Source organism: Bradyrhizobium sp. NAS80.1 (assembly GCF_001908205.1).
Taxonomy (GTDB): Bacteria; Pseudomonadota; Alphaproteobacteria; order Rhizobiales; family Xanthobacteraceae; genus Bradyrhizobium.
The window spans coordinates 1-24,441 of the sequence record NZ_LGHL01000128.1; the positions used below are offsets into that span (position 1 = coordinate 1).

Below are 24,441 nucleotides of genomic sequence, written 5' to 3' on the forward strand. Positions count from 1 at the left end.
CGGCGTTTCCTTGGACCAAAGTGTTAATGAGCCAACGTTTCGGGACGTCTGCACGAAAAGCGGAAAATGGTTTCGTGCGCTGCTGAATTGTTTCGTCGGACAAAATGCGACGAAACATTCGGAGCAAAAAAAGCGTGGAATTTCAATGTGCGGACAATGCGGTACCGGCGACTTGGACTAGACGGAACGAATTTCGGGCTGCCGCGTTCGGTCGCGCCACACGCTCAGCTGTCGTCCCGGGGCGCGCGCAGCGCGAGCCCGGGACCCATAGCCACAGGGAGGGGTGTAGCGCGGGCTAACCACCACGAGCCTTCGCCAAACCACACCCTGCGGTTATGGGGCCCGGATCGGCGCTCCGCTTGCCCGGGACGACAGCGGGGCGTGACGCGCCTAAGCCTTCTCGCCGGCCGGTGAGAACAGATAGCCGCCGCCGCGGATGGTGCGGATCACGGCGGGCTTGGCCGGGTCGGGTTCGATCTTGCGGCGGATGCGCATGATGCGGAGGTCGACGGCGCGATCGAAGGCTTCAGCGTCGCGCGCATTGGCCAATTCGAGCAGGCGCTCGCGCGACAGCACGCGCTTCGGATTGGCAGCAAACACCTTCAGCAACCCGAACTCGGAGGCGGTCAGCGGATGCTCGTTGCCTTCGTCGTCGCGCAGCGCCTGCGCTTCGAGATCGAGCCATTTGGTGCCGAAGCGGACCAGCTGATCCTTGTCGGATTTCGCACCTGCTGCTTCCGGCGCGGCGGCCCTGGCCGGCGCGCTTCGCCGCAGCACCGAGCGAATGCGCGCCATCAGCTCGCGCAGCTCACAGGGTTTTGCGACGTAATCGTCGGCACCGAGCTCGAGTCCGACGACGCGATCGATTGGACTCGCGGTCGCCGTCAGCATGATCACCGGCACGTTGATGCGGCTCTTGAGGTCGCGGATGATCGAGAGCCCGTCTTCCTCGGGCATGTTGAGGTCGAGCACGACGAGATCGGGCATGCTGCCCTGGATCGCGGCGCGCAAGGACTTGCCGCCGTCGCACAGCGTCACGGTGAAGCCGTGCATCTTGAGGTAATCGCCGACCATCTCCCTCGCAGGAGCCTCATCGTCGACAATCATGATGTGCTGGCTTTGGGTCATATCACTCAGATCTCGGCACTCGGATCATGGCAGTTCGGTCGCGGGCAGCGCGATGGTGAAGGTCGATCCCTTGCCGGGGCCGTCGCTCTCGGCAGTGATCTCGCCTCCATGCATGTCGATAATACGCTTGACGATGGAAAGCCCAAGCCCCGTCGAGCTCTCGCCGGCGGTCGGCTTGGCCGAGAGCCGCTGGAACCGGCCGAACAGGCGGCCGAGATCTTCCGGCGACAGGCCGGCGCCGTCGTCGCTGACACGGACGATGGTGTCGTTGCCCTCATGCGTGACCGCGACGCCGATCTTGCCGCCGATCGGGCTGTATTTGATGGCGTTGCTGATGAGATTGTCGATCGCTTCCCGGATGCGGTCGGTGTCGCACATGGTGACGATGTTTGGCGGCGCGGTGACGCTGATCGCCTGCTGCTTGTTGACGGCGAGCGGCTGGTTGGCCTCGGCGACCTCTTTCACCAGGGCCGCGACATCGACCGGCTCGCGGCGGATGGTGATGTCGAAGGCGTCGGCCATTGCGTCCGAGATCAGATGATCGACCATCGTGGTCAGGCGCTTGGTAGCGTCGCGGATGTGGTCGACCTGGGAGACCACGCCATTTGCCGACGCGCCGGTCGAGATCAGCTCCTTCAGCATCTCGGTGCGGCCGAGGATGACGCCGAGCGGGTTCTTCAGGTCGTGCGCGACGGTGCCCAGGATCTCGTTCTTGAAGCCGTTGGCGCGCTGCAGCCGCAGCCATTGCGCAGAGAGGCGGCGGTTGGCCTGCATAAGTGCGCGGGTGCGCTGGGCGACGCGGTCCTCGAGCTGCGTGTTGGCGTCCTGGAGCTGCTGGTAGAGAATCACGTTGTCGAACGCGATCGAGAGCCGGCTAGAGAAGATCTCGACCAGCGAGCGGTCGGTTTCCGACAGCTCGCGCTCGGCCTGGAGCAGCACCACGACCTCGCGTCCGCTGCCGGTGCGCAGATAGATCACGCTGCGATGGTCGACGAATTCGTTCTTGCGGCGCTGGAAGGCGGCTTCGACCAGCTCGCGCAGATCCGGATCGAGCGCCCGTGACGAGGTCGTGCCGATGAAGCGGCTGTAGCAGCCGCTGCAGGCGAGCACCGCGAGTTCAGGGTCTACGCCGCCGCTGTCGCGCAAAACCAGTATACCGGCGCAATCGACATTGAGCAGCGAGGCGAGCTGGGTCAGCACGCCCTCGGCGAGCCGCTGCATCGACTTGAAGTCGTACAGCGTCGAGGCCGCGTCGATGATGATCTCGAGCCCGCGGCGCGTCTGCACCATGCGCTCGAGCTGCTGATAGGAGCGCAGCGCCGCGGTCAGCGAGGTGAACAGCTTGTCGGCGGTGAGCTCGGTCTTGGCCTTGTAGTCGTTGATGTCGTACTGCACGATCACGCGCCGCTCGGGCGCCTGGCCCGGCTGGCCGGTGCGCAGGATGATGCGCACGGTCTCGTTCTTGATCTCGTTGCGGATGAACTCGACCAGCTCGAGGCCGGCGACGTCGGTCTCCATGATGACGTCGAGCAGCACGGCGGCGATGTCGCTGTGCTCGGCCATCAGCTTGCGACCTTCTGCCGCGGAATAGGCCGAGAGGATCTCCAGGCTCTGGCCGTTGAGACTGTAGTCAGACAGCGCAAAGCGCGTGCCGTCATGCACGGCCGGATCGTCGTCGATAACGGCGATCTTCCATTTCCGGGCGTTGGTATCCTCCGACGCGGCGCCGGTGTCGTCGATCAGGTGGAGGACATCGTCCTGTTCGGCCATTGAGAAGTCCCGTCAGTCTCTGTGCTTTGCGCGCCGCCCTTGGCGATCCGGGGCATGATAATGCGAAAAGTGGTGCCTTGTCCCAGCTTGGATTCCAGCATCATCCGCCCGCCGAGCTGCTGGGTCACCAGATTATAGACGATATGGAGGCCGAGACCGGTGCCGCCTTCATTGCGCCGCGTGGTAAAGAAAGGGTCAAAGGCTTGGCGCTGCACGTCGGGGGTCATGCCTGCCCCGTCATCGGTGAAGATGATCTCGATGTCGTCGGTCCCGCGCGGCCGCGCCGAGATCGTGATCGTGCCGGCGCGACCGTCGGCGAAGGCGTGGTTGGCGGCGTTGAGGAAGAGGTTGGTCAGGATCTGGCCGTAGGAGCCGGGATAGCCGTCGAGCAGAAGCCCCTCGGGCACGTCGACCTGGAGCGTGATCGGCGATCGCTTCAGCACGGGACGCAGGCTTGCGATGATCTGGTCGGTGGCTTCGCTGAGTGAGAATTGCCGCCGCTCGGCATGCGAGCGGTCGACCGCGACCTGCTTGAACGACTGGATCAACTCGCCGGCGCGCTGCAGATTGGCGACGAGCTGCTGCGAGGCATCGCGCGAGGACTGCACGAACTCCTCGAGCTGCGAGCGGCGCAAGCCGCCTTCGCCCTTGAGCTGGGCCTCGAAGATCTCGGTGCGCCGGGCAAAGCTGGACGCAACGGTCAGGCTGATGCCGATCGGGTTGTTGACCTCGTGCGCGACGCCGGCGACGAGTCCGCCGAGCGCGGCGAGCCTCTCTGCATCGATCAGATTCTGCTGCGCCGTGTTGAGCTCGAGCAGCGCGCTCTCGGCCTTCTCCTTGGACGCGCGCAGCTCGTCCTCGGTCTGGCGCTTGGCGATCGCGTTCTCGCGGAATACTTCCACCGCGCGCGCCATGGCGCCGACCTCGTCGCGCGCCTTCGTGCCCTGCACCTCGCGGTCGAGGTTGCCGAGCGTGATCGCGCGCATCGCGGTCATGATCTGCTGCAGCGGCAGCCGGATCGACAGCGCGATCAGCACGCCGGCGGAGAGGATGATGCCGAGGAAGATCACGGCGATCGAGAGCACGCGCCGCGAAATATTCGCCAGCGTGTGGTCGAAAGTCTCCTGCGCCTTCTGCTCGCGCTGGCGCATCTTGGTGGAGAGATCGTCGATGGCGCCAATCGCCTCGGCCTGGCTCGCGTCGATGGTATTGCGCAGCAGTTCGGTGCGGTTCATGAGCTGCTCGGAAAGCTTTGCGAAGCCCTCGCGCAGCGCCATGGTGCGGGCGCGCAGCCGTTGCAGCGCCATGCGCTGGAGATCGTTGTCGGCGAGATCGATCATGACCGGAATGGTCGTCTCGATCGTCTCGGTGTTGCGGCGCGCATCGTCCGCCGCGCCCGGCGACAGCGACAGATAGTAGGAATTGGCCGCGACCAACATCGCGGTAAAGGCCTCGCGGGATTTGCCGAGCGACGGCCAGATCAGCGCGTCGCGATGGCCGGTGGCGCCTTCGATGATGGAATAGAGGCCCGCCATGTCCTTGGCCGGACCCTGCACCTGCTCCTCATAGGTCTTGGCGATGGTGGCCTGCACGCTGCGCAGTTCGCCGAAGCCGTTGAGGAAGCGGTCGGTGGTGCGCTCGAGCTCCTCGACCGAGCCCGATAGCATCGGGTCCTTGGCGGCACGGTCGGTCAGCGTGCCCAGCACCGCCTCGCGCAGCAGGAGGATCTCGGCGAACAGGTCCGGGCTCGGCTGGTTGATGTAGCGGTGGATAAGGTTCTGCAGCCGCCCGGTCTCGCTTTCGAGCAGCGCCAGGATCCGGTCGGACTCGCGCACCTGACGCACGTCGTCCCACGCAGAGCTCAGCACCTGCGTGCCGTTCCAGATCAGCGCCACCAGCACCACCACCACGGCGGAGTTCAGCGCTGCGATCGACAGGATGCGCCAGCGGATCGGCACGGCCCGGAGCACGCCGACGAGCCGCGCGCGCAGCCGCCCGATCGGGCTGGCCTGCCGCTCTGCGTGCTCGCTGTGTCCAGGCGTCGTCAACGCAACTCACTCCACCTTGCGAATGCGTTCGATCAGCGCGGCCGCGGCGGGATTGCGCCCGGCCTTGGCATAGATCGCTGCCATCGCATCCTCGAACGGTTTGCGGTCGACGTTCCTGATGATGGTGACGCCAGCGACTTCCGCCTTGCGCTGCGACTGTTCCTCGAGGTCGCGCCACTTCTCGCGCATGAACCGGCTGGAGCGCTGGGCGGCCTCCCGGAACGTGGTCTGGTCGTCTGCCGACAGGCTCCGCCAGGCCTTGAGCGAGATCACAAGCACCTCGGGGCTCATCGTGTGCTCGGTGAGCGCAAGGTAGCCGGCGTATTTGTAATGGTCTGTCGTCACGAAGGATGGCCAGTTGTTTTCGGCGCCGTCGATCAGATGGTTGGCAAGCCCCGTAAGCACTTGCCCATAGGGCAGCTCCACCGGCTCGGCGCCGAGCGAGCGAATCATTTCGCTCATTAACTCTGACTGTTGCAGCCGGATCCGCAACCCCTTGAGGTCGGCGACGCTCTTCACGGGGCGGACGGCGTTGTAGATGGACCGGGCACCTGAGTCGTAAAAGGCGAGCCCGACGAAGCCGTAGGGCTCGAAGCTGCCAAGGATCTCGCTGCCGATCGGCCCGTCCAGCACCTTCTGCATGTGCTCGATGGACCGGAACAGGAACGGCATGGCGAGCACGCTCATCGCCGGAACGAAGTTGCCGATCAGCGCCACATTGGTGCGGTTGAGGTCGATCGCACCGGCACGAGTCTGCTCGATGGTTTCCTTCTCCTCGCCGAGCTGGCGGGAGTGAAACACCTTGATCTCGTGCCGGCCGCCGGTGCGCTCGGCGATCAGGGCGCCCATGTAGCGTAGCGCTTGGACGGTCAGGTAATCCTCGGACTGGGTGTCAGCGGCGCGGAATTCGCGAGCAACGGCGGCCGTCGCGCACATCATGAACAGAAGCGCGACGAAAATCACCCCGGTCCGCGAGAGTTCGGCACGGTTCAACACTGGCACACTCAACCCCTCAGTGGTGAAGTCTATGGCGGGGACCAAAAGGTTCAACGCAATCTAACAAATGATTAAGAGAAGGCCATCCCGACGGGGCCGGCACCGATTGTGCGGCGCGGCCGAATCCCATTCCTGCGAATTTCATTCCTGATTGAATCCGCGAAGACGGCGTTTTAAGCAGGTAACAGGCAAGGATCGCCTTTTGTTCGCGCGAGACGGGATTCTTCGATCGTGACTTCAGCATGGCGCCTTTTGCAGATCGTTGCGGCCGCCGCGGCCCTCACATTCACCGGGCGGGCCAGCGCCGCCACCGACATCGCGCTGTGGCACGCCATGTCAGGCGAGCTCGGCCGGCAGCTCGACAAGCTCGTCTCCAATTTCAACGCCTCGCAATCCGATTACCGGATCGTGCCGAGCTACAAGGGCAACTACACCGAGACGGTGACGGCTGCGATCTTCGCCTTCCGCTCGCGCAGCCAGCCCGCCATCGTCCAGGTCAACGAGGTCGCCACCGCCACCATGACCGCGGCCAAGGGTGCCATCTATCCGGTGTTCAGCCTGATGCGGGACCAGGGCGAGCCGTTCGCGCTCAATGATTACCTTCCCGCCGTCTCCGGCTATTACACCGATGCTGCCGGCAATCTGCTGTCCTTCCCGTTCAATTCCTCGACGCCGATCCTCTACTACAACAAGACCATGTTCCGCGATGCGGGCCTCGATCCGGAGCAGCCGCCAAAGACCTGGCCCGAGCTTGGTGCCGCCGCAAAGCGCCTGCGCGAGCACGGTGCGGTGTGCGGCTTCACCACCTCGTGGCCGTCCTGGATCCATGTCGAGAACCTGTCGGCCTTCCACAATCTGCAGCTTGCGACTCGCGCCAACGGCTTTGCGGGGCTCGATGCCGAGCTGACCATCAACAACCCGGTCGTTGTCAAACACATCGCCCAGCTAGCTGAGTGGCAGAAGACCAAGGTGTTCGACTATAGCGGCCGCGGCCAGTCGGCCGAGCCGCGCTTCCAGAACGGCGAATGCGGCATCTTCATCGGCTCGTCGGCCACGCGTGCCGACATCAAGGCGAATTCGAAGTTCGAGATCGGCTACGGCATGATGCCGTACTGGCCCGATGTGAAGGGCGCACCGCAGAACTCGATCATCGGCGGTGCCACGCTGTGGGTGCTGCGCGACCGCCCGCGCGAGGAATACAAGGGCGTGGCGCGGTTCTTCGCCTATCTGTCGCAGCCCGGCGTCCAGGCCGCCTGGCACCAGAACACCGGCTATTTGCCGGTCACCCGCGCCGCCTTCGAGCTCACGCGCGCGCAGGGCTTCTACGAGCGCAATCCGGGCTCGGAGATCTCGTTCGAGGAGATCACGCTGCATGCGCCGACGGCGAATTCGAAGGGCGTCCGGCTCGGCTCCTTCAATCTGATCCGCGGCGCGATCGAGGAAGAACTCGAGCAGGCCTTTGCCGGCCAGAAGAGCGCACAGGTCGCGCTCGATTCCGCGGTCGAGCGCGGCAACAAGCTCTTGCGCCAGTTCGAGCGCGCCAGCCCGGAACGGTAGCAGGCGATGACCAGCGCTGCGTTGCCGGCTTTAGCCGACGCGGAAAGCTTTCGCGCCTGGCGTTCCGATCCGCCCCGATGGTTGCCGATCGCGCTCGATATCGCGCGCGAGCACGGCCTCGATATCAGCTCGCCGCAGGTGTTTGCGATCGGCACCAATCTCGTGGTTGGTCTCAGTGAGCGCCTGATCCTGAAGATCTTTCCGCCGCTGCTGCGTGCGCAATTCGTCTCGGAGCGCGGCTCGCTGATGCAGCTCGCAGGCCGCCTGCATTTGCCGATCCCCGGGATCGTCGCGGAAGGGATGCGCGACGGCTGGCCCTATCTCGTCATTACGCGCCTTGCCGGCACGCTCGGCTCGGACGTGTGGCCGTCATTGCCGGAAGAGCAGAAGGAACGCCTGCTGCGCCAGATCGGCGAGACCATCGTGGCCGTGCAGCGCGCCCCGCTCGGACCGCTCGCAAGAATCGAGCCGCGCTGGGACGCATTCATGCGCCAGCAGATGGAAGGCTGCCGCGCGCGGCATGAGCGTCTCGGCCTCGCGCCAAAATTCCTCACCGGCCTCGACGATCTCCTGCGCGAGGCCGCCGACCTCATTCCGATGGATGCGCCGCCGGTGATTCTGGTCGGCGAATACATTCCGCAGAACTTTCTGCTCGGCTGCCACGACGGCGAGTGGTCGCTCACCGGCCTGTTCGACTTCGGCGACGTCTTGGCAGGATGGCGCGACTACGATCTGCTCGGTCCCTGCGCGTTCATGGCTGCGGGCCGGCCGGGCCGGGTGCGCAGCCTGCTCGAAGGCTTTGGCTATGCGAAGCTCGATTTCGCGCTCAAGCGCCGCTTGATGGCCTTGATGCTGCTGCATCGCGCCAGCGACCTCAACAGCCACCTCTGTATCGAGGGCTGGCAGCAGCAGGCGAACGATCTCGTCGAGTTGCAGGACCTGATCTGGCCGGGGTGAACGGTCATCTGGTCGGGGTGGGCGTTCGGCCGTTCGATTTGGCGCACTCGATCTGTCGCTGCCCAATTTGGCGGCGATTAAACTTCGTAGCCCAACTTATAATCATAATTGCATCTTTGTATGCAATTCGCGTATTTGGCTAGACCGCGGGCATGCCGCTTTAGAGGGAAAATTTTTGATAAGTCATGGACTTAGGCCGGAAGGACGCTTCCGCTAAGCCTTGGCACGAACCTTGCGAAGCCTGTTCCAACCAGAAAACCCTGTGTTGGAGCAGTCTCATGAAGCGCCGCGATTTCCTCAAGTCCGTGTCCGGATTGGCCGCTGGCGCGGCGCTTCCCGCGATGCCGTCGGTGATCTCGTCAGCCCAGGCCGACTCGCGCTCCGAAACGCTGTTGATCGTCTCGGAGGGCGGCCCGAACAATCTCGACATCCATGGCGTCGGCACCAACGTGCCCGGCTATGAGGTGTCCTGGAATTGCTACGACCGCCTGATCAGCCATGAGATGAAGAGCGGTCCCGGCGGCGTGCCGTATTACGACCGCGACAAGTTCAAGGGCGAACTCGCCGAGGACATGAAGATCGACGACATGTCGGTCACCTTCAAGCTGCGCAAGAATGCCAAATTCCACGACGGCACGCCTGTCACCGCCAAGGACGTAAAGTGGTCTCTCGACCGCGCGGTCAGCGTCGGCGGCTTTCCGACCTTCCAGATGAGCGCGGGCTCGCTGACCAAGCCGGAGCAGTTCGTCGTGGTCGACGACACCACCGTGCGCGTCGATTTCCTCAAGAAGGACAAGCTGACGATTCCCGATCTCGCGGTGATCGTGCCCTGCGTCGTCAACTCGGAACTCGCCAAGAAGAACGCGAGCGAGAAGGACCCCTGGGGGCTCGAATTCACAAAGCAGCAGACCGCGGGCTCCGGTGCCTACAAGGTGACGAAATGGACCGCCGGTACCGAAGTTATCATGGAGCGCAACGACGATTGGGCCTGCGGTCCGTTGCCGAAGATCAAGCGTGTGATCTGGCGCATGGTGCCGCAGGCCGGCAACCGCCGCGCGCTGCTCGAGCGCGGTGATGCCGACATCTCCTACGAGCTGCCGAACAAGGACTTCCAGGAGATGAAGGCGAACGGCAAGCTTAACGTGGTGTCGCTGCCGTTCTCCAACGGCATCCAGTACATCGGCATGAACGTCACCAGGCCGCCTTTCGACAATCCCAAAGTACGTCAGGCGGTGGCCTACGCGCTTCCCTATCAGAAGATCATGGATGCCGTGATGTTCGGGCTGGCGAACCCGATGTTCGGCGCACCCAAGGACAAGCCGACCGAAGTCGCCTGGCCGCAGCCGCACAAATACAACACCGACATGGAGAAGGCGAAGGCGCTGCTGGCTGAGGCCGGCTGCGCCAACGGCTTCGAGACCACGATCTCGTTCGACCTCAACTTCGCCGGCGTCAACGAGCCGCTCTGCGTGCTGGTGCAGGAGAGCCTTGCTCAGCTCGGTATCAAGACCACCATCAACAAGGTGCCCGGCGCCAACTGGCGCACCGAGCTCAACAAGAAGGAGATGCCGCTCTTCACCAACGTGTTCTCGGGCTGGCTCGATTACCCCGAGTACTTCTTCTACTGGTGCTATCACGGCAACAATTCCGTCTTCAACACCATGAGCTACAAGTCGGCGGAGATGGACAAGCTCATCGACGGCGCGCGCGCTGCCGCCGCAATCGGCGACGTCGCGACCTACGACACTGATGTGAAGGGCTTTGTCGATCTCGCCTACGCCGACATCCCGCGCATCCCGCTGTACCAGCCCTTCGTCAACATCGCGATGCAGAAGAACATCAGCGGCTACCAATACTGGTTTCACCGCCGCTTGGATTATCGCGCGATGGCGAAGGGGTGAGCGGTCATGCTGATAGCCGGCGACGCATCGGTATCTGTTGGCTGCGCTGATTTCAGTGAGGTGGGCACCACTCTCTCTTTCCCTACCCCCTTGCGGGGGAGGGGCAGGGAGGGGGGGTAGCCACGAACTCAGACCTCTCCCGGAGCCCACCCTTCTCCCTAACCCTCCCCCGCAAGGGGGGAGGGAACGCAGCGGAGCGCGGGGCGGCGTCCTCGCGAACCAGCGAGAGCGATCCGTCAGCTCGGAGCACCACACCATGCTGACCATGATCGGCAAGCGCCTGATGTTCGCGATTCCCTCGCTGATCGGCGTCGTCATCGTCACCTTCCTGCTCACGCGCGCGCTGCCGGGTGACCCCGCTGCGTATTTCGCCGGGCCCGCCGCGACCAAGGAAGCCGTCGAGCAGATCCGCAAGAAACTAGGCTTCGACAAGCCGCTGATCGAGCAGTTCTTTCGCTACACCAACGATCTCGCTCATGGCGATTTCGGCAATTCGCTCACGACAGGTCAGCCGGTCGCGACCGAGATCCGTAATCGCCTGCCGGCCTCCGCCGAGCTGACGCTGCTTGGCCTCATCGTCTCCATCGCAATCGCGATCCCGCTGGGCGTGTTGGCTGCAACGCGGCCGGGATCATGGATCGATCATCTCTGCCGGGTGACGACGACAGCCGGCGTCTCGCTGCCGGTGTTCTTCACCGGCCTCGTGCTGGTCTACGTTTTCTATTTCCGGCTCGGCTGGTCGCCTGCGCCGCTCGGCCGTCTCGACGTGTTCTACAGCGCTCCGCCGACGGTGACCGGTTTCTACCTGATCGATACGTTGGTCGCGCGCGACTTCGAAGCGTTCCGTTCGGCGCTAAGCCAGCTCATCCTGCCGGCCACGACGCTTGCGATCTTCTCGCTGGCGCCGATCGCGCGCATGACACGCGCCTCGATGCTGGCGGTGCTCGCCTCCGAATTCGTCCGCACCGCGCGCGCCAGCGGCCTGTCGCCATCGACCGTCATCGTCACCTACGCGTTTCGTAACGCGATGCTGCCTGTTATCACCACGCTCAGCATGGTGTTCTCGTTCCTGCTGGGCGCCAACGTGCTGGTGGAGAAGGTGTTTGCCTGGCCCGGCATCGGCTCTTATGCGGTCGAAGCGCTGATCTCGTCGGACTTCGCGCCGGTGCAGGGTTTCGTGCTGACCATGGCGGTTATGTATGTGCTGCTCAATCTCTTGATCGACATTCTGTACGGCGTGATCGATCCGCGCGTGCGGCTGGAAGGGTAGCGCATGATCCGGAAAAGTGTAGGCCGGTTTTCCCTCGCGACAAACGCGGAACGCGTTTGCGCGGAGATCATGCGCAAAACGAGGGGTAGATGATGAGCTCCGTTGCGCCTGCTGTTGAACCGGTCGGTCCGGCCCGCACTTCAGGACTCGTCGCCATTCTCGAACACGCACGCTACGTGCTGAGCGAGAACAAGGTCACGGGCTTTGCCTTCGCGCTCCTGGTCCTGATCCTCGTTGCCGCGATCTTCGGTCCATATGTGGTGCCGTATGATCCGCTCGCCTCCGACACCGCCGCGGCGTTGAAGCCGCCGTCGGCTGCGCACTGGTTCGGCACGGATCAGCTGGGCCGCGACATCTTCAGTCGCGTCATCGTGGCGACGCGGCTCGATACGTTCATCGCGGTCGCCTCCGTCGTGCTCGTGTTTCTGATGGGTGGACTCGCCGGCATCGCGGCGGGCTATTTCGGCGGCTGGACCGATCGCATCGTCGGCCGCATCGCCGATACCATCATGGCCTTCCCGCTGTTCGTCCTGGCGATGGGCATCGTCGCCGCACTCGGCAACACCGTGCAGAACATCATCTTCGCCACCGCGATCGTGAACTTCCCGCTCTATGCCCGCGTCGCACGCGGCGAAGCTAATGTCCGCCGCAACGCCGGCTTCGTGCAGGCCGCGCGTCTCTCGGGTAACGGCGAATTCCGTATCCTTCTGGTGCACATCCTGCCCAACATCATGCCGATCATGATCGTGCAGATGTCGCTGACCACGGGCTACGCCATCCTCAACGCCGCCGGCCTGTCCTTCATTGGTCTCGGCGTTCGACCGCCGACCGCCGAATGGGGCATCATGGTCGCCGAAGGCGCCGGCTTCATGGTCTCAGGCGAATGGTGGATCGCGCTGTTCCCGGGCCTTGCTTTGATGATCGCGGTGTTCTGCTTCAACCTTCTTGGCGACGGCCTGCGCGACATCGTCGACCCGCAGCGGAGGACGTGAGTGATGGTTGGTGCCCGGTGCTGGAAGGGAAACGCGAAGCTCACATGTGAGGAGGGCGCCATTCTCTCATTCCCTCCCCCTTGCGGGGGAGGGGCAGGGAGGGGGGTTAGCCACGAACTCAGACCTCGCTTGGGGCTACCCCTCTCCCCCAACCCTCCCCCGCAAGGGGGGAGGGAGCGAGACAGGTTTGCCCGCCTTACACCGAAGTTTGTGGCAGAAATTCTCCAATGATTCCAATCCCATTCTACTGTGCATGGGGTTGTTTTCGACATATTTGAGTGGGAGCCGTCCATGACCGCCCAGCCCCTGCTCGACGTCCAGGACCTCACCGTCGAATTCACCACCCGCCGCGGCATCGTCAAGGCGGTGCAGCACGTCAACATCTCCGTCGCCAAGGGCGAGACGCTCGCCATCGTCGGTGAGTCCGGCTCCGGCAAGTCGGTGACCTCCTACGCGGTGATGCGCATCCTCGACCGCGCCGGCAAGATCGCCGAGGGCTCGGTGATGTTCTCCGGCATCGACGTGAAAGCCGCGACCGAAGCCCAGATGCGCGACCTGCGCGGCCGCGAAGTCTCGATGATCTTCCAGAACCCGCGCGCCGCGCTCAATCCGATCCGCAAAGTGGGCGACCAGATCGAGGACGTCTTGCGCACCCATGTGCAGCAGGCCCAGGTCGCCGATCGCGGCGAGAAAGCGATCGAGGCGCTGGAGCAGGTCAAGATCGCCCGCCCGCGCGAGCGCTACCACGCCTATCCGTTCGAGCTCTCGGGCGGCATGTGCCAGCGCGTCGTCATCGCGCTCGCGCTCGCCTGCAATCCGCAGCTGCTGATCGCCGACGAGCCGACCACCGGCCTCGACGTCACCACGCAGAAGGCGGTGATGGACCTGATCGTCGAGCTGACGAAGCGTCGCGCGATGTCGACCATCCTGATCACCCATGATCTCGGCCTTGCCGCGGCCTATTGCGACCGCGTTGTGGTGATGGAGAAGGGCCGGGTGGTCGAGACCGCCAATGCCGCCGACATCTTCGCCAACCCGCAGCACCCCTATACAAAGAAGCTGATGCGCGCGACACCGCGGCTCGGCGTGAGCTTGCGGGATCTGTTGCCGGAAGAAGAGGGCGCTGCCTTCGCCTCTCCCCGCACGCGGGGAGAGGCCGACGCACGAAGTGCGGCGGGTGAGGGGGACTCTCCAAGCACTCCGCCCGTGGAGAGTCCCCCTCACCCCGACCCTCTCAGCGCGAGCGAAGCTCGTCGCGACCCCGTGAGGGACGGGGAGAAGGAGAAAGACCAGGCACCCCTCCTCCTCGTCGAAAAGCTGGTCAAGGAATATCCCCGTCAGGGCGCCACCGCGACGCTCGGAAAGCTGTTCCGCCGCAAGCCGCCGGTCGAGCCGGACGTGTTCCGTGCCGTCGACGGCATCAGCTTCTCGATCGGCCATGGCGAGAGCGTCGGTCTCGTCGGCGAGTCCGGCTGCGGCAAATCGACGACGTCGATGATGGTGATGCGCCTCCTGGACCAGACCTCAGGCCTGATCCAATTCGATGGCGAGGACATCGGCGGCGTCGCGCCGGCGGCGTTTGCCCGGCTGCCACAGCGCAGCCGGATCCAGATGGTGTTCCAGGACCCGACCGACAGCCTCAACCCGCGGTTCACCGCCGCGCGCGCCATCGCCGACCCGCTGCTGCGGCTCGGCGACATCAGGGGTGGCGACGCGCTCCGCGCCCGTTGTGAGGACCTGGCCACCATGGTCGGCTTGCCGCACAACCTGCTCGACCGCTTCCCGCACCAGCTCTCCGGCGGCCAGAAGGCCCGCGTCGGCATCGCCCGTGCCATCGCCCTGCATCCGAAGCTCGTCATCCTGGACGAGCCGACCGCGGCGCTGGATGTCTCGGTGCAAGCTGTCGTCCTGAACCTGCTTCAGGACCTCAAGCAGCGCCTGGGGATGAGCTATCTGTTCGTCTCGCATGATTTGAATGTGGTGCGCTTGCTGTGCGATCGTGTCATTGTCATGCGGGCGGGGCGGATCGTCGAAGAGGGGACCGCCGAGAAGGTCCTCAGCGATCCCAAGGACGACTACACCAAGGAGCTGCTGACGGCGATTCCGCATCCGCCGTTGCCGGTGCACTGAGATATTGTTTGGGAGTGTGATGGCTGAGCCGTTGGACGATTATATCAACGCCGTTTCGAAAGCGCTGGCGTTGCCGGTCGAGGAGGCCTGGAGGCCGGCTGTTCGGGCCAACCTCGAAGTGTCGCTGCGGCTCGCCCGCCTTGTCGACGAATTCGCGCTGCCGGACGAGACCGAGCCGGCGCCTCTCTTTACGGCTTGATGTTGCCATGACCACTAAGCCAGAGATGACGGCCTCCGATATCGCGAGCGCGGTTGCCGGCGGCAAGATGTCCGCGATCGATGCCACTGAAGCGGCTCTCGCGCGCATCAAGCGGCACGACACCATTTTCAACTCGTTCACTGACGTCACCGCCGAGCGCGCCCGCGCAAGGGCGCTTGCAATCGATGCCGACATTGCCGCAGGCAGGAAGGTCGGCCCGCTCGCCGGCGTCCCCTTCGCAGTGAAGAACCTGTTCGACGTCGCGGGCCTCGCAACGCGTGCCGGCTCGAAGATCAACCGCGACCTCGCGCCGGCGAAGCGCGACGCGACCCTGATCGAGCGCATGGAGGCGGCCGGCGCCGTGCTCGTCGGCGCGCTCAACATGGGCGAATACGCCTACGACTTCACCGGCGAGAACGTCCATGACGGCCCCTCGCGCAATCCGCATGACACCACGCGGATGACCGGCGGCTCCTCCGGCGGTTCGGGGAGCGCCGTCGGCGGCGCGCTGGTGCCGATCGCGCTCGGCTCGGACACCAATGGCTCGATCCGCGTGCCGGCCTCCTTCTGCGGCGTCTTTGGATTGAAGCCGACCTATGGCCGGCTGTCGCGCGCGCGCTCCTTCCCGTTCGTCGCGAGCCTCGATCATCTCGGTCCGTTCGCGCGCTCCGTCATCGATCTCGCGCTCGCTTATGACGCGATGCAAGGGCCGGATGCCGATGATGCCGCCTGCACCACGCGCGGCGTCGAGCCGGTCTTGCCGCTGCTGGGCGAGTCCATCGCGGGTCTTCGCGTCGCGATCGCCGGCGGGCATTTCCAGACGAACGTGTTTCCCGAGGCCGTCGAAGCGGTCGGTCGCGTTGCCAAGGCACTCGGCGCCACGCAAGTGGTCGACGTTCCCGAAGCCTCACGCGCCCGCGCGGCGGCCTATGTCATCACCACGACCGAGGGCGCCTCGCTGCATCTCGATCGCCTGCGCAAGCGCCCGAACGATTTCGATCCGGCGGTTCGCGACCGGCTGATCGCGGGCGCCATGGTGCCGGCGCCGCTGGTCGACCGCGCACAGAAGTTCCGCCGTTGGTATCGCGCGCAACTCGCCGAGATCTTTAAGTCGGTCGATGTGCTGCTTGCGCCGGCAACGCCCTGCACGGCGCCGAAGCTCGGCCAGGTGAATTTCAATCTCGACGGCGTGGAGCTGCCGGTGCGCGCCAATATCGGCATCCACACCCAGCCGATCTCGTTCATCGGCCTGCCCGTGGTCGCTGTGCCGGTGCCGCTCGAACCGCTGCCGATCGGCGTGCAGATCATCGCTGCGCCCTGGCGCGAGGACGTCGCGTTGCGTGTCGCGTACGCGTTGGAACAGATGGGCGTGGTATCGGCGCCGTCGCCGAAAGGAATTTGAGATGGAGATCGATTTCCCCGACGTCATCGCGGAAGTCAAAGCCGCATTCGAGCGCTACGAGCAGGCCCTCGTCACCAACGACGTCGCGGTGCTCGGCGAGCTCTTTCGCAACGATTCCCGCACGCTCCGCTACGGCATCGGCGAGAACCTCTATGGCTACGAGGCGATCTCCGGCTTCCGCGCCGCGCGCTCGCCGGTCGGCCTGAACCGCCGCACCGCCAAAACCGTCATATCGAGCTATGGCCGCGACACGGCCGTGGCTTCCACCTTGTTCTATCGCGACACCGCGCCCGGCAAGGTCGGCCGGCAGATGCAGACCTGGATCCGCTTCCCGGAGGGCTGGCGCGTCGTCGCCGCCCATGTCAGCATTATCGACGAGTCGAAAGAGACCTGATCGTATGACGCTTGACGACTTTCCGCAGGGGACAGTGTCGGCCGAGCCGGTGCTGCCGCGCGTCGACCGGGCGCAGCCCAGCGTGAACAAGATCACGCGCGCCGAGGAACTGCGCCTGCAGCTCGCCGACGAGATCGTGCGCGGAACCCTGGCCCCCGGCGCGCCGCTGGACGAGACCGACATCGCGCGCCGCTTCAACGTCTCGCGCACGCCAGTGCGCGAAGCGCTGCGCCAGCTGGTGGCGAGCGGTCTCGTCGAATCGCGGGCCCATCGCGGTGCGGTGGTGGCGCGGCCCTCGATCGAGCGGCTGAAGAGCATGTTCGAGGCCATGGCGGAGCTCGAGGCGCTGTGCGCCGGCCTTGCCGCCGAACGCATGTCCGCGGCCGAGCGTCACGGCTTGGAGGCCATCCACGAAGAACTGCGGGTGTTGAGCTACACCGGTAATCCCGATCGCTTCCACGAGGTCAACGAGCGCTTCCACAATGCGATCTATGCGGGATCGCAGAACGGCTACATCGCCGAGATCACGCTGGCGACGCGCGTGCGCGTCCAGCCGTTCCGCCGCGCCCAGTTCCGCAACCTCGGACGTCTCGCCAAGTCGCAGGCCGAGCACGACCGCGTCGTCGTCGCGATCATGCGCGGCGACAAGCAGGGCGCCGCGGTGGCGATGCGCGCGCATATCGAGCTGGTGCGCGGGGAGTACGAGATCTACGCGGTGTCGGTCTAGGTGCGTCCGTGTCCCGGACGCGGTGCAGCGCCATAGCGCGTCTCAGACGCGCGTAAACGCGCTTTCGGCGCTGCTCCGCAGAGCCGGGACCCATCCATCCGTTTCGTATAGCCAGCTCCATGGGTCCCGGTTCAGCAGCGCACCACTGCGTGACGCGCTGCGCCCGGGACACGAGACCTACCCCGTCGCCGCTTCCGCCATATACGCGCGCCAGCCACCGTACGCTGTAATGTCGCGGGCAGCGCCCAACACTTCAGGCTCGACGATGAACCCCTTTACGCGGCGGCCGTCAGCAAGTCGAATCGTGCCGATCGACAACGGCGCGGGGATCGCGTTGACGAACTTGCCAAAGGCAGCTGACGACAGCGACCATATTTCCAGCTCGATCGCAGCGCCCTTGCCGGCCTCGACCCGCAGCATGCCCGGCTTCGGTGGCGTGGTCTTGAGTGCGTAGAGCTTGTAGTCGGGCGCGGTCCTGGTCGCCTCGATGAGGTGTCCGTTCAATGCTTTCAATTCGCCGTTCAGCGCCATGCCGGAGAGATGTGCGCCGACGACCGCGATCGGGATCTCGTCGCCTGTGCTTGCAGGCAGCGGCGCGAGCGGTGCTTGCGCCACGCCTTTCGCTCCGACGGTCAGCTTTGTATCTGCATGGAACACGCGGCCGATGCTCGCGAGCAGCGCATCTCGTCCCGCGGGCGCGAGCAGCGTGATCCCGAACGGAATGCCGTCGGCACGCATCTCTGCCGGGACGGCGAGGCCGCAGAGGTCGAGCAGGTTGACGAAGTTTGTGTAGGTGCCGAGCCGGCTGTTGAGCTCGATCGGATTGGCCAGCACCTGCGCGGTCGTATAGGCCGTCGGCGCTGTCGGCAGCACCAGCGCGTCGATATTGGCAAAGGTGCGCTCGGCGATCTTGCGCAGGCCCTGCAGGCGGTAGAGTGCGGAGAAGGTCTCCGCCGCTGTCAGCCGCGCGCCGGCCGCGGTGATCTCGCGCGTTACGGGATGGATTGCATCTGGCGCCGAGGCGAGCAGATTGCGGATCACGAGGTAGCGCTCGGCGACCCATGGTCCCTCGTAGAGCAGCCGCGCAGTCTCGTAGAACGGCTCGAGGTCGAACTCGACCAGATCAGCGCCAAGTGCGGTCCAGCGCTTCAGCGCATCGGCATAGGCGGCTTCCGCCTTCTTGTCGCCGAAGAAGATCAACTGCCCGTTGCGCGGCACGCCGAGGCGCAGGTTCGCGGGGAACGGCGTGATCGGCCCCAGCGGCCGGTCGCGCGAGAATGGATCGGCCCGGTCGGGGCCGGCCATCACCGACAGTGCGAGTGCGGCGTCGTCCACTGTCAGCGCGAACACCGAGATGCAGTCGAGCGTGCGGCAGGCCGGCACGAGACCGGCGGTCGAGATCATGCCGAGGCTTGGCTTCAGCCCGACGATGTTGTTGAGCATCGCCGGCACGCGTCCGCTGCCCGCGGTATCCGTGCCCAGCGACAGCGGCACCAGCCCGGCGCCGACGGCGACCGCCGATCCCGAACTCGAGCCTCCGGGAATGAGATCTTCGCGGATCGCGTTCCTGGGGATGCCGTAAGGCGAGCGCACGCCGACGAGGCCGGTCGCGAACTGGTCGAGATTGGTCTTGCCGATGATGATGGCGCCCGCGGCGCGCAGGCACTCCACCGCAGTCGAGTCATGTGCCGGCGTGTAGGAAAAGGCCGGGCAGGCCGCGGTGGTCGGAAATCCCAGCGCGTCGATATTGTCCTTCACCGCGACAGGCACGCCGTAGAGCGGCAGGCTCGCGGCACCCTCGCGCGTGGCAAGCTTCTCGGCCTCCGCGATCGCGTCCTTCTCGTCGCGCAGGCTGATGAAGACGGCGGGATCTCTGTGGTCGCGGATGCGCTGATAGGTTCGCGCGATCGTCTGCGCCGGCGTCAGTGTACCCGCGCGATGCGCGGCCACAATCGCGGCGATCGTTTCAGGCTGCTCAGCCCCCATGTCGACAAAACTCCGGCAACTTGTGTTCACCCGGACTTGAAGCAAGCGGTGTGCCATTGTGTACAATATCCGGGCACAGCGGTTGGCTTCAGATATTATCGAGGCATCAGTGGCTTGTGTAAAATTCGATAATTGAACGGGCCGCCATGCCCACGCCCTGTTGCGGGCATTTGCGCAAATATTGGGCGGCCTGGATCAGGTGAAGCCGGCGAGGATCTGGAGCAGCCGCTCCCGGTTCTCCTTGCCGATCTTCGCCTCGACATGGCGCTCGTGCTCGGCGGCGAGGCGCTTGAATTTCGCTAGCGCCGTCTCGCCCTGCGTCGTGAGATGCAGCGCGTGGGAGCGTCGGTCCGCCTTCGACTTGACCCGCTTCACGAGTTTGCGCTGTTCGAGGCTGTCGAGCAGATGCACCAGCCGGGCACGCTCGATGCCGAGGCGTTTTGCCACCGCCATCTGCGACAGGCCCGGATTGGCGCCGATCACCGTCAGCACCGAATATTGCGTCGGCCGGATGTCGACATCGCCGAGCGTCTTGACGAAGTCCTGGAAGATCCAGATCTGAAAGCGCCGCACCGCATAGCCGGCGTGGCCAACCAGTGCGTCGAGGCCGATCTCGTCCGCGTCGATCCGCCGCGCCGCGCCGTTGCCGGCGCGTTTGCGCGGGGAGATGCGGGTGTCGGCTCGGGCTGCGCTGGCTGTCACATCGTGTCTCCTGCCATGCAACCTTAGCGCCTCAGCCGCCGAAGCGGAAGATTGTTGTTGACGACAACAATTGTCATGCCCACCATTATGGCCAACGCAGCCCGGAACGAGGCTGCGATCGATCCCCGGTTCGGGCGAGGAGGAAACCATGACAACCGCCCCACGCGGTGACGCCGCAAGCCTGTTCGCAACGCCGAAGACCGTCGCCGAACATCGGGCGGACGGCAGCATCGTGCTGCGCTCGCCCGAGCCGTTGCGCGATAGCGGACGCTGCGTCGGCGACTGGCTGGAGCAGTGGGCGCAGCAAACGCCTGATACGATCTTCCTCGCCGAGCGTGGTAATACCGAAGCGCCATGGACCACCGTCACCTATGCGCAGGCGCTGCGCCAGGTTCGGGCGGCGGCGTCGTGGATTCTGGCACAGGGTCTCAGTGCCGAACGCCCGCTCGTGATCCTCTCCGACAACAGCATCGACCATGCGCTGCTCGCACTTGCGGCCCAGCATGTCGGCGTGCCCTCGGCCGCGATCTCGCCGGCCTATTCGCTGATGTCGAGGGATTTCGACAAGCTCAAGAGCATGATCGCGTTGCTTGATCCGGGGGCGATCTATGTCTCCGCGACCAAACCATTTGCGACGGCGCTGGCCGCGATCAAGCCGCTGCACAAGGCGCAGATCATCAGCGGCAATGACGACGCCGACGCGCTTTCCTTTCGCGCCATTGCGGCAACGCCCGAAACGCTAGACGTCGCAAAGGCCTTCGCCGCGGTGACGCCGGACACGATCGCAAAATTCCTGTTCACGTCAGGCTCGACGGGCACGCCCAAGGCGGTCATCAACACCCAGCGAATGTTGACCTCGAGCCAGCAGGCCAAGGCGCAGACCTGGACCTTCCTCGAGCAAGCTAGCTGCGATCTCGTCATTCTGGACTGGCTGCCCTGGAGCCACACCTTCGGCGCCAACCACAATTTCAATCTCGTGCTCCGCAACGGCGGCTCGCTCTATATCGACGGCGGCAAGCCTGCACCCGGCCTGTTCCCGACGTCGCTAGCCAATCTGAAAAGCGTGATGCCGACGGTCTATTTCAACGTGCCGCGCGGCTTCGACATGTTGATCGCGGCGCTGCGCGGGGACGAGGAGCTGCGCCGTCGCTTCTTTGGCGAAGTGAGATTCGCCTTCTATGCCGGCGCCGCGCTGCCGCAGAATCTCTGGGACGCGCTTGAGCAGCTTTCCATCGAGACCGTCGGCCGCGCGCTGCCGATGGTCTCGGCCTGGGGGTCGACCGAAACTTCACCCCTGGCGACCGACTGTCATTTCCTCGCCGAACGCTCCGGCAATATCGGCGTGCCGATTCCCGGCACCGAATTGAAACTCGTCACCTCCGGCGACAAGCTGGAGGTACGCGTGCGCGGTCCGAACGTCACGCCGGGCTATTGGAAGGCGCCGGAGCTGACGAAGCAGGCCTTCGACGAAGAGGGTTTCTATCTCATTGGTGACGCCGTGAAGCTCGCGGACGCCGAGCGGCCGGAGCGCGGTCTGTTCTTCGACGGCCGTGTCGCGGAAGACTTCAAGCTCAATTCCGGTACCTGGGTCAGCGTCGGCACGCTGCGTGTCGCCGGCATCGCGGCACTGGCGCCGCTTGCGCAGGACATCGTCGTCACCGGTCATGGCGGCGACGAGGTGCGCTTCCTGGTGTTTCCGAATCTTGCTGCCTGCCGCGCGCATGCCGGCATAGGTGAGGCGGCGGGCGTGAATGACGTGCTGGTGCATGACAGGGTGAGGTCGGCAATCGCGGAGGGCCTGGTGAAGCTGAAGCAGCACGGCGCCAACTCCTCCGGCCACGCCACGCGCGCGCTGTTGCTCACTGAGCCACCGTCAGTCGATGGGGGCGAGATTACCGACAAGGGCTACATCAACCAGCGTGCCGTGCTGACCCGGCGTGCCGATGCCGTGGCGCGGTTGAATGACGATGCGTCGACCGAGTGGGTGGGCCTTTAACGGCTGAATGGTGGCGCTAGCTGCTCCCGTGCCCCGGACGCAGCGCAGCACCGTAAGCGCGTTCACGCGCGTCTTCAACGCGCTATGGTGATGCGCTGCAGAGCCGGGGCCCATTTATCCTAGTGCGCGCGGTCGCATGGATCCCGGCTCTGCGCAGCAGCGTTTCACGCTGCAGCGCGTCCGGGACACGAGCTGTAGGCGCACCTGTTTCCACATCGTCACAGCTGTGCAGGGCGGGCAGAAGCTCGTGGCCTTCCTGCTCTTCATCAACGACATCCACGGCATGGGCATCAAGGTGGCCCAGGGACTCCAACTCATGGAAGCCTTTTACTGGGACATGAACGACGACACCCGCGCCTTCGCAAAGCGGCGACCCGGCATGAACGGCAAGATGCCGAGCGGTAACCAGGCCGGCGTCTATGCCTCCACGCTCGCTTACCTCAACGCCGTCGCGGCGGCCGGCAGCGACAACGCCAAGGACGCCGTGCCGGAGATGAAGAAGTTCAAAGGCAAGGACAAGCTGTTCGGCGACACCACGATCCGTCAGGACGGCCGCGTCGTGCACCCGATGTATCTGTTCGAGGTGAAGAAGCTGGAGGAGTCGAAATACCCGTACGACTATTACAAGCTGGTTTCGGCGATCCCGGCGGACCAGGCGTTCCGGCCGCTCACGGAGGGTGGGTGTGAGCTGGTGAAGTAGGTGGTCTTCACCTCTCCCCGCTTGCGGGGAGAGGTCGGATCGCTCTTGCGATCCGGGTGAGGGGGTACAGGTCTCGCGGCCATCTCATTCGCGGAGAGAGGCCCCTCACCCCAACCCTCTTCCCGTAAGAACGGGGGAGAGGGAGAAGTGCCCTCACCCCACCACCTTGCTGCTTCCCTGCGTGATCAGCCGCGCGGCGCGCTGGTCGCGGGCGTAGATCCAAAGCCAGCTCAGGGCGACGCTGAGGCGGTGGCGCAGGCCGATCAGGAAGTAGATGTGGGCAATGCCCCAGATCCACCACGCGATCGCGCCGCGCAGCTTGATGCGGCCGAAATCGATCACGGCGAGCCGCTTGCCGATCTGCGCGAGGCTGCCGGCATGCTTGTAGCGGAACGGGCCCGTTGGCGCGCCGCGCAGCCGCGCCTTGATGGTATCGGAGACATGGCGTCCCTGCTGCTTGGCGGCGGGCGCGATGCCGGGCACCGGCTTGCCGTCCCAGGCGTTGATGCTCACGGTGTCGCCAATCGCGAAGATCTCGGGATGGCCGGGAATCGTGAGGTCGTCTTCGACCTGCACACGTCCGGCGCGATCGGCGGGTGCCCCCAGCCACTCCGCGGCGGGCGAGGCGCGCACGCCGGCGGCCCAGATCCGGGTTTTTGCGTCGAGCCGCGTGCTGCCGAAGACAACGCCGTCTCGGTCGATCTCGGTCACGGCTTGCCCGAGCACGACCTCGACGCCGATCTTCTCCAGCGAGGCCTGCGCATAGGCCGAGAGATCGTCGGGAAAGCCCGCGAGCACGCGCGGGCCGGCCTCGATCAGCACGACGCGCGCCTTGGTCGTATCGATGTTGCGGAAATCGCCGGGCAAGGTGTGGTGCGCCATCTCGGCGATGGTGCCGGCGAGCTCGACGCCGGTTGGACCGGCACCGACGATGACGAAGGTCAGCCGCGCCGCGCGCTTTGCCGGATCTGTCTCGCGCTCGGCACGCTCGAACGCCACCAGGATGTGCCGGCGCAGCGTGGTCGCGTCCTCCAGCGTCTTCAGACCCGGCGCGAACTGCTCCCATTCGTCGTGGCCGAAATAGGCATGGCGCGCGCCGGTCGCAAGCACGAGCGTGTCGTATGGCACCTCGCTGCCGTCATCGATCAGCACGCAGCGCCTGCTGGCATCGACGCCGCTGACCGTCGCAAACAGCGTCGTGACTTCGCGCCGGTCGCGCATGAGGTGGCGGACCGGCCAGGCGATCTCGCTGGTCGCCAGCGAAGCGGTCGCGACCTGGTAGAGCAGGGGCTGAAACAGATGATGGTTGCGGCGGTCGATCAGCGTGATCTCGACCGGTGCGCCCGCGAGGCGGTAGGTCGTCTCCAGCCCGCCGAAGCCGGCTCCGACGATGACGACGTGATGCGGTGTCGTGGTCATGATGCGCCCTCGAATCTCGCTGCTGTACTCCTTCATTTAAGTGCGGATCGGGTGCCGCGGTCCAATAACCGTCATCAATCGGGGAATAGGCCGGATGTATCGATCGCCCGCGAAAAAGCGCCGCAGCCTTCGTCGAAATGAGTAGAATTATATTTCTTGCCATCCCC

19 protein-coding genes and 1 pseudogene are annotated in these 24,441 nt (G+C 65.0%); 13 read left to right on the forward strand and 7 right to left on the reverse strand.

Annotated elements, in window-relative coordinates; translation table 11 throughout:
• On the forward strand, window positions 1–181 hold a 181-nt coding region (locus AC629_RS47825; protein ID WP_210419117.1), incomplete at its 5' end, for a hypothetical protein.
• Between the two features lie 209 nt (window positions 182–390).
• On the opposite strand, the gene AC629_RS27270 is transcribed toward AC629_RS47825, so the two are convergent.
• The 4 genes from AC629_RS27270 to AC629_RS27285 are packed head-to-tail and all read right to left on the reverse strand — an operon-like array spanning window position 391 to window position 5,948.
• On the reverse strand, window positions 391–1,128 hold the full coding sequence (locus AC629_RS27270) for a response regulator (RefSeq protein ID WP_084807994.1): 738 nt from the start codon (window positions 1,126–1,128) through the stop codon (window positions 391–393).
• 24 nt (window positions 1,129–1,152) lie between these two features.
• Window positions 1,153–2,898, reverse strand: coding sequence for an ATP-binding response regulator (locus tag AC629_RS27275; protein WP_084807995.1), 1,746 nt, complete (start codon window positions 2,896–2,898; stop codon window positions 1,153–1,155).
• On the reverse strand, window positions 2,868–4,898 hold the full coding sequence (locus tag AC629_RS27280; RefSeq protein WP_084808103.1) for a sensor histidine kinase: 2,031 nt from the start codon (window positions 4,896–4,898) through the stop codon (window positions 2,868–2,870). The genes AC629_RS27275 and AC629_RS27280 overlap by 31 nt, the downstream gene beginning before the upstream one ends.
• A 54-nt stretch (window positions 4,899–4,952) precedes the next feature.
• Window positions 4,953–5,948: a TRAP transporter substrate-binding protein gene (locus AC629_RS27285; protein WP_084807996.1), complete on the reverse strand. Its 996-nt coding sequence runs from the start codon at window positions 5,946–5,948 to the stop codon at window positions 4,953–4,955.
• Between the two features lie 225 nt (window positions 5,949–6,173).
• On the opposite strand from AC629_RS27285, the gene ugpB reads away from it, so the two are divergent.
• The 10 genes from ugpB (at window position 6,174) to AC629_RS27335 (ending at window position 17,471) form a co-directional block, all read left to right on the forward strand.
• Window positions 6,174–7,499, forward strand: a complete 1,326-nt coding sequence (gene ugpB / locus AC629_RS27290; protein WP_168195595.1) for a sn-glycerol-3-phosphate ABC transporter substrate-binding protein UgpB — start codon at window positions 6,174–6,176, stop codon at window positions 7,497–7,499.
• Window positions 7,500–7,505: 6 nt separating this feature from the next.
• Window positions 7,506–8,456 (forward strand): aminoglycoside phosphotransferase family protein, encoded by a 951-nt coding sequence (locus tag AC629_RS27295; protein ID WP_084807998.1) that lies wholly within the window; start codon window positions 7,506–7,508, stop codon window positions 8,454–8,456.
• Between the two features lie 278 nt (window positions 8,457–8,734).
• Window positions 8,735–10,357, forward strand: coding sequence for an ABC transporter substrate-binding protein (locus AC629_RS27300; RefSeq protein ID WP_084807999.1), 1,623 nt, complete (start codon window positions 8,735–8,737; stop codon window positions 10,355–10,357).
• A gap of 256 nt (window positions 10,358–10,613) precedes the next feature.
• The gene (locus tag AC629_RS27305; RefSeq protein ID WP_084808000.1) at window positions 10,614–11,627 is read left to right on the forward strand and encodes an ABC transporter permease; all 1,014 of its coding nucleotides are present in this window, start codon (window positions 10,614–10,616) and stop codon (window positions 11,625–11,627) included.
• Window positions 11,628–11,719: 92 nt separating this feature from the next.
• On the forward strand, window positions 11,720–12,619 hold the full coding sequence (locus AC629_RS27310; protein WP_084808104.1) for an ABC transporter permease: 900 nt from the start codon (window positions 11,720–11,722) through the stop codon (window positions 12,617–12,619).
• 291 nt (window positions 12,620–12,910) lie between these two features.
• Window positions 12,911–14,749 carry a dipeptide ABC transporter ATP-binding protein gene (locus tag AC629_RS27315; RefSeq protein ID WP_084808001.1) on the forward strand — a complete coding sequence of 613 codons (1,839 nt, stop codon included), beginning with the start codon at window positions 12,911–12,913 and terminating at the stop codon, window positions 14,747–14,749.
• 19 nt (window positions 14,750–14,768) lie between these two features.
• On the forward strand, window positions 14,769–14,948 hold the full coding sequence (locus tag AC629_RS27320) for a DUF4089 domain-containing protein (RefSeq protein WP_084808002.1): 180 nt from the start codon (window positions 14,769–14,771) through the stop codon (window positions 14,946–14,948).
• 7 nt (window positions 14,949–14,955) lie between these two features.
• Entirely contained in the window at window positions 14,956–16,350 is a 1,395-nt protein-coding gene (locus tag AC629_RS27325; protein ID WP_084808003.1) for an AtzE family amidohydrolase, read from the forward strand.
• Between the two features lies 1 nt (window position 16,351).
• The gene (hpxZ, locus tag AC629_RS27330; protein ID WP_084808004.1) at window positions 16,352–16,744 is read left to right on the forward strand and encodes an oxalurate catabolism protein HpxZ; all 393 of its coding nucleotides are present in this window, start codon (window positions 16,352–16,354) and stop codon (window positions 16,742–16,744) included.
• 4 nt (window positions 16,745–16,748) lie between these two features.
• A complete protein-coding gene (locus AC629_RS27335) occupies window positions 16,749–17,471 on the forward strand; it encodes a GntR family transcriptional regulator (RefSeq protein WP_084808005.1) in 723 nt (240 codons plus the stop codon).
• Between the two features lie 177 nt (window positions 17,472–17,648).
• Here the strand turns inward: AC629_RS27335 and atzF are convergent, their stop codons facing one another.
• Window positions 17,649–19,457 carry an allophanate hydrolase gene (atzF, locus tag AC629_RS27340; protein ID WP_084808006.1) on the reverse strand — a complete coding sequence of 603 codons (1,809 nt, stop codon included), beginning with the start codon at window positions 19,455–19,457 and terminating at the stop codon, window positions 17,649–17,651.
• 195 nt (window positions 19,458–19,652) lie between these two features.
• Window positions 19,653–20,159, reverse strand: coding sequence for a MarR family winged helix-turn-helix transcriptional regulator (locus AC629_RS27345; RefSeq protein ID WP_084808007.1), 507 nt, complete (start codon window positions 20,157–20,159; stop codon window positions 19,653–19,655).
• Between the two features lie 148 nt (window positions 20,160–20,307).
• Between AC629_RS27345 and AC629_RS27350 the strand changes: the two genes are divergently transcribed.
• A complete protein-coding gene (locus AC629_RS27350; RefSeq protein ID WP_084808008.1) occupies window positions 20,308–22,155 on the forward strand; it encodes a feruloyl-CoA synthase in 1,848 nt (615 codons plus the stop codon).
• Between the two features lie 229 nt (window positions 22,156–22,384).
• A pseudogene (locus AC629_RS27355) lies at window positions 22,385–22,855 on the forward strand (ABC transporter substrate-binding protein); the annotation flags it as partial.
• 153 nt (window positions 22,856–23,008) lie between these two features.
• Here AC629_RS27355 and AC629_RS27360 read toward each other — a convergent pair.
• Window positions 23,009–24,274 carry an NAD(P)/FAD-dependent oxidoreductase gene (locus AC629_RS27360; protein WP_084808105.1) on the reverse strand — a complete coding sequence of 422 codons (1,266 nt, stop codon included), beginning with the start codon at window positions 24,272–24,274 and terminating at the stop codon, window positions 23,009–23,011.
• Window positions 24,275–24,441: the final 167 nt, after the last annotated feature.